The organism is Mesorhizobium sp. M7A.F.Ca.CA.003.01.2.1, from assembly GCF_003998945.1.
Classification (GTDB): domain Bacteria; phylum Pseudomonadota; class Alphaproteobacteria; order Rhizobiales; family Rhizobiaceae; genus Mesorhizobium; species Mesorhizobium ciceri.
Map to the genome: position 1 here is coordinate 1 of NZ_RZRA01000099.1, position 8,935 is coordinate 8,935.

Sequence of the window (8,935 nt, forward strand, 5' to 3'; positions counted from 1 at the left end):
GACTTATCCCGATCGTCACCTCGACATCGCCGGAGCACGGGCTTCGATTGATGACCGAATCCAGGGCCTTTGGCATCACCCGCAATCCGTGGAACACCGGCCATACCAGCGGCGGCTCTTCGGGCGGTTCGGCAGCACTGGTCGCAGCCGGCGTCGTGCCGGTGGCGCATGCCTCCGATGGCGGCGGCTCGATCCGTGTGCCTGCCGCCTGCACCGGACTTGTCGGCCTGAAGACGTCGCGCGGCCGTATACCGCTGACGCCCCTGGTGAGCGAAAGCTGGTACGGCATGGTCGTCGACCATGCGCTCACCCGTTCGGTGCGCGATTGCGCGCTGCTGCTCGACCTGACCCACGGGCCCGATCCTCTGTCGCCCTATGCCGCGCCGCGGCCGAAAGGCACGTTCGCGGCTGCCGCCGCACGCGATCCCGGCAAGCTCAGTCTGGCCGTGTACCGCAAATCGCCGCTTCGCCTGCCGATCTCGGACGAGACGCTCAAGGCGCTCGACACGGCGGTGGCGCTTGCCCGCGAGGGCGGCCACACGGTCGAGGAGATCGACTTGCCCTTTATCGGCCGCGATTTCTTCGCCGATTTCTGCAGGACGGTTGCCTCCGCCGTCGCTGGCACGATGCGGGCCGAAGCGCTGCGCGTCGGCCGTTCCGTTGCTGGCGACATCGAGCGGGCCACGCGCGTGCTCGCCCGCTTCGGCGAACTGGTGTCGGCCGGCGAGACCTATGCCGACCTGCAGCGGCTGCATGCCGCCTCACGGCGGCTGATCGCAGAGACCGCGCAGTATGACGCCGTGCTGATGCCGATCATTGCCCACCCGCCGCTTGCCTGCGGCGCAATGGATCCGAAAGGCGCCGACGACCTCATCGAGAACCTGCTCGACAAGCTTCACCTGACGCCCTTGCTGAAGCTGAAGCCGTTCTTCGGCCAGTTGATGGACAAGAGCCTCTGGTTCACCCATTGGCCGGCGATCCAGAATGTCAGCGGCCAGCCATCGATCGCCCTGCCGGTCCATGTCACCGACGCCGGCCTGCCGATCGGCGTCCAGGCTGCCGGCCGTCCGGGCGACGAGGAGACGCTTTTGTCGCTCGCCGCGCAGATGGAGAAGATCTCGGGTTGGCTGGGTCGCAGGGCGCCGCTGATGGTGCCGACACGATGACGAGGTCGTGAAGCGCTCGAATATGACAGCAAAGCCATTTGCGGGCGGCGCCAATTCCCGCTAAGACGCCGCCGTCCTTACCGATCTCCAGGGAAAAAAGCCGATGACGGAAATAACCGCCACCGCCGAAATGCAGGCAGCCCTGTTGTCGCGGGCGCTGCCCTACATGCAGCGCTACGAGCACAAGACGGTCGTGGTGAAATATGGCGGCCATGCCATGGGCGACATCGAGCTCGGCAAGGCCTTCGCGCGCGACATCGCGCTGCTCAAGCAATCCGGCGTCAACCCGATCGTCGTCCACGGCGGCGGCCCGCAGATCGGCGCCATGCTGGCCAAGATGGGCATCGAATCCAAGTTCGAAGGCGGCCTGCGCGTCACCGACCAGAAGACGGTCGAGATCGTCGAAATGGTGCTGGCCGGTTCGATCAACAAGGAGATCGTCGCGCTGATCAACGCCGAGGGCGAATGGGCGATCGGCCTGTGCGGCAAGGACGGCAACATGGTGTTCGCCGAAAAGGCCCGCAAGACCATGATCGATCCGGACTCCAACATCGAGCGCGTGCTCGATCTCGGCTTCGTCGGCGAGCCGGTCGAGGTCGACCGTACCTTGCTCGATCTTCTGGCACGCTCCGAAATGATCCCGGTGCTGGCGCCGGTGGCGCCGGGACGCGATGGCCACACCTACAACATCAACGCCGACACCTTCGCCGGCGCCATTGCCGGCGCCTGCCAGGCGACGCGCCTGCTATTCCTCACCGACGTGCCGGGTGTGCTCGACAAGAACAAGAAGCTGATCGACGAACTGACCGTGGCCGAGGCCAAGGCGCTGATCAAGGACGGCACGGTCTCGGGCGGCATGATCCCCAAGGTCGAGACCTGCATCGAAGCGATCGAGCGCGGCGTCGAAGGCGTTGTCATCCTCAACGGCAAGACCCCGCATGCGGTGCTGCTGGAACTGTTCACCGAACATGGCGCCGGCACGCTGATCGTGCCCTGAGGGGCTCGTCAGCCGGCTAACTTTCTCGCCTCGGCATCTTCAATATTGTCGATGGTGGGAATGGCGGGCTTTCTGGCCGGGCGTCGAACGGACATCGATTCCTCCTCGGCATCCTGCGGCGCGCCCCAGAATTCGGCCAGCGTCGGGCCGTCTTTCACCCTGATGTCGCGGACCAGAAAGCCCCAGACCTCGCGGAACCACACGCGGCGGCCCATCTGTGTGTACCAGCGCATCGAATGGCGCTGCTCGGGATCCTTGTGGAACAGGATGCGGGCCAGCGCCTTCGGCCGTGATTGCACCGCCAGCTCGATCAGCTTGACGCTGAAGAACAGCATCCACGGCTTCAGCCGCGTCATCTGCAGCACCTGGTGCTTGTAGTCCCACAGGCGCGCATCCTGCTGGATCACCTTGCGATCCCGCGCGATGCGGAAGAACGGCGTCCAGCGATGCGGCGTCACATAAAGCGCCTGGATCTGGTCGGGGTCGTAGGCGATGAGTTGGCGAAAGCCGCGCCACAGGTCGCGAAACCCTTCGTCCTCGAAGCCGGACACCCAGGTCGCCATAGACAGGATGCCGCTGAGACGCAGCAGCCTTATCGCCTCGCGATCGGATGAGGTGCTGCCGCCCTTGCGGATTAATTGAAGCGTCTGCTCGTCGGTGTTTTCCATGCCGAGCAGCCAGCGGATGACACCGGCCTTGCGGTAGAGATGCAGGATGTCGGCATCGCGCACGATGTCGTCGGCACGGGTCGAACCGACGATCAGCACCGGCACGTTCTCGGCGATCAGGGCATCGAGGAAGGCCCGCCAGGCTTTCTTCGAGACCGTCGGATTCTCGTCGGCAAGATTGATGAGCTCGACGCCATGTTGGCGATGCAGCCATGCGATCTCCCTGGCGAATTTCACCGGATCGCGATGCCGCCAGCGGGTCCAGAAGCCGCGCTGGCCGCAATAGTTGCACAGATGCGGACAGCCGCGCGAAAACTGCATGACCACGGCCCGCTTGCCGCCCCAGTAGCTGTAACTGGGATGGTCGATCAGTTCCCAGCCGACGCGGTAGGCGTCGAGGTCGGCAATGGTCATGGCCGCCTGTGTGGCGAAGGGGCGGCTGAGATCGTCGCGATAGGCGATGCCGGCCACGCTCGCCGGCGGCTGGCGCATCTCCAGCCCTTCGATCAGCGCCACCACCGTCGCTTCGCCCTCGCCGCGCACGATGAAGTCGAAGGCATCGGTAGCGGCCAGGATGTCGCGCCAATGATAGGTCGGGAAAACGCCGCCATAGATGATGATGGTCGCCGGCTCGCGCTCCTTGATCATGCGCGCGATCACCAAGGCGGTCGGGTGCGCCGAGGTCGAGCCGGAATGGCCGATCAGGACGAAGTCGGGGTGGTCCTCCAGTGCGCTGCGCACGACGTCATCGAGCGGCATCGGCCCGAACTCGGCGTCGACGAGGCGCACCTGATGGCCGGCATCGATCAGCGGCCCGCCGATCGCCAGCAGGCCGAGCGGCGGCAGGTGATCGTCGGGCACGCGGCTGCCGATGGCGGTGTGCGGCGGATTGATCAGGACGATTTTCATGGCGGACCTCCTGGGCAGTTGGTCCGCACAAGCTGGCCGGCGATGTGGACACGTGCTTGGCCCGTTTCAGCAGTTTGCGTGCAGCTTTTCCTCAAGGAGTGCGAAGGGCAGGCATTGTCATCGCCTGAGATGCCCGAGCGGCACATGGCCCGGGCCCTTGATGTTCTGCAGCACCAACTGCGTGTGGACGTCGCGCACGCCGTCGAGCCGCATCAGCCGGTGCATGACGAAAGCGTTGAGCTCGTCGACCGACGGCACCATGACATGCAGCAGAAAGTCATGGTCGCCGGTCATCGTCCAGCACGAGGAAACCTCGTCCATGCGCTGCACGGCGGCGATGAAGCTTTCGGGCGAGCCGTCGCTGTGGCTGACGAGGCGCACCTGGATGAACACCTCGACCATCAGCCCGACAGCGCGGCGGCTGATCACGGCGGCAAATCCCTTGATGATGCCGGCCTCCTGCAGCGCCTCGAAGCGCCGCGCGCATGGTGTCGTCGACAGGCCGATCTCTTGCGCCAGCTCGGAAACCGGTTTGCGCCCGTCGCGCTGCAGGACATCGAGCATCTTGATCTCGAAATCATCGAATCGAGGCATTTTCACTCCTTCCTGGGAATTTCTGAGTGAATATTATCCCGATTTCCGAATTCGAGCCATCATCAAAACCGATTCGCCTCCGCAAATCCGCTTAACGTTCAGCACGTCAGCGATTTGCTTTGCGAGGAGAAAAACCATGACGACGATGAGCGTTGCCGAATACGCCCGCGACTGCGCGGCGCAAGGATTGCGCGGCGACTACTCGGTCTGCCGTGCCGATTTCACCGTGTCGCAGGGTTACGATTACAGCGATGAAGAGCAGGCGGTGTGGCGCACGCTGTGCGACCGCCAGACCAGACTGACGCGCAAGCTCGCCCACCATTCCTACCTCGACGGCGTCGAAAAACTCGGCCTGCTCGACCGTATTCCCGACTTCGACGAGGTCAGCGCCAAGCTGCGCAAACTGACCGGTTGGGAGATCGTCGCGGTGCCGGGGCTCATTCCCGCGGCTCCGTTTTTCGACCATCTCGCCGATCGCCGCTTCCCGGTCACCAACTGGCTGCGGACCAGGCAGGAGCTCGACTACATTGTCGAGCCCGACATGTTCCATGATTTCTTCGGCCATGTGCCGGCGCTGTCGCAACCGGTGTTCGCCGATTTCATGCAGATGTATGGCGAGAAGGCCGGCGACATCATCGCGCTGGGTGGCGACGAGATGATTTCCCGGCTCTACTGGTACACGGCCGAATATGGCCTGATGCGGGAGGCCGGCCAGCCGCTGAAGGCCTTTGGCGCCGGCCTTATGTCGTCGTTTACCGAGCTGCAGTTCGCCGTCGAAGGCAAGGACGCCCACCACGTGCCCTTCGACCTGGAAACGGTGATGCGCACCGGCTACGAGATCGACAAGTTCCAGCGCGCCTATTTCGTGCTGCCGTCCTTCGACGCCTTGCGCGATGCCTTCCAGACCGCCGATTTCGCGGCAATCGTCGCCCGGCGCAAGGACCAGCCGGCGCTCGATCCGGCGACGCTCTAGAGCATTCCAGGAAAAGTGTGAAACGGTTTTCCGTCCGGAATTGCGTCAAACAAAGAGTTAGAGCGGATCGCCGTTCCGTGAAACGGTGAACTGCCCTAGGCAGCATGCTGCCCTGCAGCCGTCAGGCGGTGACCACCTTGCTGAGATGGTCGCCCAGCCGGCAGGCCAGCGCGGTGATCGTCGTCGTCGGGTTGCATTGACCCGACGTGCAGAACACCGAGGAGCCGCCGACATAGAGATTGTCCATGCCGTGCACCTTGCAGTTGGCGTCGACCACGCTCTTGCTGATGTCGGTGCCCATGCGCGTGCCGCCCATATGGTGATGGCCCGCCGTCTCGTCGTTGGTCGGATAGTCCTGACCATTGCTGATCCAGTCGGCAATGCGCACGCGGCCGAGATTCTTCTCGATCAGCGTTGCGCCGAACAGTCTGAGCCCTTCGAGAAGGGTGCGATGTTCCAGTTCGGATTTCTTCCAGTGCAGTTCGATGCGCGGCACGCCGGCATGGTCGACATCGGTCTTCGACAACTCGATCTGGTTGGAGGCCAGCGGCGCCTGTTCCCAGGCGACGTAGAGCTGGGCCGCGCAGCGCAGTCGCTGACTGAGCTGGTAGGACATCCATTCCGCCATGCTGGGCGCCGTGCAGGCGAGGTCGGCGATAAGGCTCTTGACCCCGGGATACGGCGTCTCGATCAGCCGGATGCCGAAGTTCATGATCTGCAGCCGCTCCATGGCGGCAAACGTCGGCGAGAAGAAGGCCTCGTTGACGGCGTCGACCTCGAACGCGTTGTAGTCGGCCAGGATGGCGTTGCCGCCCTCGAAGGTCGGATGCTCCATCCAGTAGCGGCCAAGCGCAGTTGCATTCGGCACGACGCCGCCGTTCGAGCGCTGGTTGGACCACAGAAGCAGCCGCGAATTCTCCAGCCCACCGGTGCAGACGATGAAATAGTCAGCGCTGAACGAGCCGGCATCCTGTCCGTTCGACCACAGCCTGGCGCCAGTCACGCGTCTGCCGTCGCCGGCAAGTTCGGTGGCACAAGTGTTGAGCACCACCGCGATGTTCGTGGCCTTGTCGAGTTCATCGCCGAACTTCTCGGCGAAGCGCACGGCCGGGCTCTTGATCAGCTGCACCCAGCGAATGTCGTCCGAGATCGGCATATCGGGCCGGAGGGCCGGAAGGTCGAGAATATCGCGCACTTCCGGCAGATAGGGTTCGATGTCGGTGCGGGCGATCGGCCAGCCCGTATCGGGTACCCAGGCCTTCGGCTCGAAATCCTGCTTGTCGAGCACGCGGCACCAGCCTGCCCAGTGGTTGGAACTGCCCCCCATGAACCGCAGCCGGGTGATGTCGAGATCGAAATAGAAATCTCCGACCGTGCTGCCCCGGTAAAAGTCCTGCGAGTCGTCGCTGAATTCGCGCGGACCGGCCTCCATCACCACCACCGGAATGCCGGCCGCGCCAAGCTTGCGGGCAATGGTCATGCCGGCCGGACCGGAGCCGAGGATGCAGACCTTCGGGGTGAAGTTCGCAGCGCGATACGCCTCGTAGCTGTCGAAGATCATGCCAGGTCGCTCCGCTTCAGGATCCAGCCATCGACCTCGACGATCTCGTTCGGGTCGGGCTTTGGACCGGCGGCATCGGCATCAGGCAGCTTGCGGAACAAGGACAGGGCAGGCAATGCGATCAACGCCTGCACGAGCGCGCGGCGTGACATTTTCTTGATGATGAAACTCATGGCTGGTCTCTCGGCTGGGCTTCGGCACTGCATGGCGTTCCCAGAACGGCAATTCCCGGAACGACACATGCATCACCGTGGAAGCCAGTATCGTGCCAAGTCTGGCCGCAAAGCAGTGAAAACCCGGCTAAGCGGTACAACCGAGTGCAAACAGGGTTAGAGTTTTCTTAACAGGCCGGTTGCGGCAGATCGGATCACGCCGCCTCGGAAATGCCGGTGTCGATGATCGTCAGGTTACGGCCCTGGTGCTTGGCCTGGTAGAGGCGCCGGTCGGCGGCGCGCATCAACTCCGACACGCTGGCTTCCTCGCCGCAGACAGTACCGCCGATGCTGACCGTGAGCGGAATGGTCCGCTCGTCGACGGGCCGGAAGCGGATCAGCTCGACTTCGCGGCGAATGCGCTCGGCGACGCGCTTGGCCTCCTGCTCGGTGGCGCCAACCAGAAAGGCGCCAAATTCCTCGCCGCCGATGCGGCCGAGCACATCGCCGCTGCGCACGCCGCGCTGAATCGCGCTGGCGATCAAAAGCAGCGCGTCATCGCCGGTCAGGTGGCCGAAATTGTCGTTGATGGTCTTGAAGTGGTCGGCATCGATGATCAGCAGCGCGCCGCGATCGGACTTGCGGCGCGAACCGTCGAGCGCGGCAAAGAAGCTTTCCCGGTTGAGCATGCCGGTCATGTCGTCGCGGCTCGCCTTTTCCGCCAGGCGGCGATGCGCGGCGGCGAGCTGGGCATGGGCTCGGGCGAGATCGCGATGCGCGTTTTTCAGCCTGTCGCTTTGCCAGAAAGTGCTTGCGCTGGCGGCCCACGCCAGCACCAGCGGACAGAGCGTGGAGGTCAGCCAGATCGTCCGGTTGACCGGAAATCCCATGGCCGGAACGATGATCAGGGTCAGCAGGAGAGAGGCCGCGACTGAGGCGAAAGCAACGGCGGCGGATCTCAGAATTATGCTGTTCATCGCTTGCTCCCACAAGACTGCCTCTCTGCCAGCAAGCCCTGAAGGCCACCTTTCCCAGATGCCTAAAATTTGAATCGTGAGACGATTTACGCAACCTCAACGAGCAGAAGTTGTGGATAAAGTCGCTTTCGGAATGCGCGTTTCATGCCATAAGGAGTCCATGACCACGCTCCCTGACCCCGCCCGCTTCGCCCATGTCACCGACTGGGTCTTCGATCTCGATAACACGCTCTATCCGCACCATTCGAATCTGTTCTCGCAGATCGACGTCAAGATGACCGCCTATGTCGGCGAACTGTTGGCATTGCCGCGCGACGATGCGCGCAAGTTGCAGAAGGAGCTCTACCGCGAATATGGCACGACGCTGAACGGCCTGATGACACGCCACGGCATCGACCCCGACGATTTCCTCGAGAAGGTCCACGACATCGACTATTCATGGCTGGTGCCCGATCCCGTTCTCGGCACCGCCATCCGCCAGCTTCCCGGCCGCAAGTTCATCTTCACCAACGGCGACCGCAGGCACGCCGAGCGCACCGCGCGCCAGCTCGGCATCCTCGACCATTTCGACGACATCTTCGACATCGTCGCTGCGGGGCTCAATCCCAAGCCGGCGCGCCAGACCTACGAGAAGTTCGCCGAACTCCACGCCGTCACCGGCCACAATGCGGTGATGTTCGAGGATCTTGCCCGTAACCTTTCGGTGCCGAAGTCGCTCGGCATGACCACGGTGCTGATCGTGCCGCGCAATTTCGAGCCGACCTTTTCCGAGATATGGGAGCGCGACCCGGCCAATGAGGATGATGTCGATTTCGTCACCGACGATCTGGCGGGGTTTCTGACGGCGATTGTGGAGAGGGGGGAGGGGAAATGAAGAAATGATGAAATGACGAATTGGGGATTGATCCGAACGCAGAGCCACAATCCCTTCATTCTTC

9 protein-coding genes are annotated in these 8,935 nt (G+C 63.4%); 4 read left to right on the plus strand and 5 right to left on the minus strand.

The genetic code is table 11. The features are described from left to right. Positions 1-1,166 (plus strand): amidase (locus tag EN969_RS06665; protein ID WP_164758163.1); only part of this gene is annotated, 1,166 nt, incomplete at its 5' end. Positions 1,167-1,269: 103 nt separating this feature from the next. Continuing rightward, positions 1,270-2,163, plus strand: coding sequence for an acetylglutamate kinase (argB, locus tag EN969_RS06670; RefSeq protein WP_013528489.1), 894 nt, complete (start codon positions 1,270-1,272; stop codon positions 2,161-2,163). An 8-nt stretch (positions 2,164-2,171) separates the two neighbouring features. Here the strand turns inward: argB and bchE are convergent, their stop codons facing one another. Both bchE and EN969_RS06680 read right to left on the minus strand, forming a co-directional pair. Further along, on the minus strand, positions 2,172-3,740 hold the full coding sequence (bchE, locus tag EN969_RS06675; RefSeq protein ID WP_063169721.1) for a magnesium-protoporphyrin IX monomethyl ester anaerobic oxidative cyclase: 1,569 nt from the start codon (positions 3,738-3,740) through the stop codon (positions 2,172-2,174). A gap of 117 nt (positions 3,741-3,857) precedes the next feature. Beyond that, positions 3,858-4,334: an Lrp/AsnC family transcriptional regulator gene (locus EN969_RS06680; protein ID WP_024502088.1), complete on the minus strand. Its 477-nt coding sequence runs from the start codon at positions 4,332-4,334 to the stop codon at positions 3,858-3,860. Positions 4,335-4,470: 136 nt separating this feature from the next. Here EN969_RS06680 and phhA point away from each other — a divergent pair, with 136 nt between their 5' ends. Beyond that, positions 4,471-5,307: a phenylalanine 4-monooxygenase gene (gene phhA / locus EN969_RS06685; protein ID WP_063169722.1), complete on the plus strand. Its 837-nt coding sequence runs from the start codon at positions 4,471-4,473 to the stop codon at positions 5,305-5,307. 121 nt (positions 5,308-5,428) lie between these two features. Here phhA and EN969_RS06690 read toward each other — a convergent pair whose 3' ends face one another. The 3 genes from EN969_RS06690 to EN969_RS06700 form a co-directional block, all read right to left on the minus strand. After that, complete coding sequence (locus EN969_RS06690; RefSeq protein WP_063169723.1) at positions 5,429-6,868, minus strand: GMC family oxidoreductase; 1,440 nt, start codon at positions 6,866-6,868, stop codon at positions 5,429-5,431. Beyond that, positions 6,865-7,041 (minus strand): hypothetical protein, encoded by a 177-nt coding sequence (locus EN969_RS06695; protein WP_082826619.1) that lies wholly within the window; start codon positions 7,039-7,041, stop codon positions 6,865-6,867. The genes EN969_RS06690 and EN969_RS06695 overlap by 4 nt, the downstream gene beginning before the upstream one ends. 194 nt (positions 7,042-7,235) lie before the next feature. Then, complete coding sequence (locus tag EN969_RS06700) at positions 7,236-7,997, minus strand: GGDEF domain-containing protein (RefSeq protein ID WP_013528483.1); 762 nt, start codon at positions 7,995-7,997, stop codon at positions 7,236-7,238. A 160-nt stretch (positions 7,998-8,157) separates the two neighbouring features. Here EN969_RS06700 and EN969_RS06705 point away from each other — a divergent pair, with 160 nt between their 5' ends. After that, positions 8,158-8,871, plus strand: a complete 714-nt coding sequence (locus tag EN969_RS06705; protein WP_013528482.1) for a pyrimidine 5'-nucleotidase — start codon at positions 8,158-8,160, stop codon at positions 8,869-8,871. The last annotated feature ends 64 nt before the right edge of the window (positions 8,872-8,935 follow it).